This window comes from Bacillus sp. ATD (assembly GCF_050585765.1).
Lineage (GTDB): Bacteria > Bacillota > Bacilli > Bacillales > Bacillaceae > Bacillus > Bacillus stercoris.
Genome location: NZ_JBOBQH010000038.1, coordinates 1 through 255, shown reverse-complemented (window position 1 = coordinate 255; position 255 = coordinate 1). Strand labels below are relative to the sequence as shown.

Sequence of the window (255 nt, the reverse complement as noted above, 5' to 3'; positions counted from 1 at the left end):
TGGTGGCTCGGGACGGAATCGAACCGCCGACACACGGATTTTCAGTCCGTTGCTCTACCAACTGAGCTACCGAGCCTAAGTATTTAAATGGCGGTCCGGACGGGACTCGAACCCGCGACCTCCTGCGTGACAGGCAGGCATTCTAACCAACTGAACTACCGGACCATTTTAAAATTTGGTTGCGGGGGCAGGATTTGAACCTGCGACCTTCGGGTTATGAGCCCGACGAGCTACCGAACTGCTCCACCCCGCGAT

General features: G+C 56.5%; 3 tRNA genes. All 3 read right to left on the bottom strand.

Annotated elements, in window-relative coordinates:
- Nucleotides 1-76, bottom strand: a tRNA-Phe gene (locus tag ACQXR1_RS22240).
- Nucleotides 77-88: 12 nt separating this feature from the next.
- Nucleotides 89-165, bottom strand: a tRNA-Asp gene (locus tag ACQXR1_RS22235).
- A gap of 11 nt (nucleotides 166-176) precedes the next feature.
- Nucleotides 177-253 (bottom strand) — tRNA-Met (locus tag ACQXR1_RS22230).
- Nucleotides 254-255: the final 2 nt, after the last annotated feature.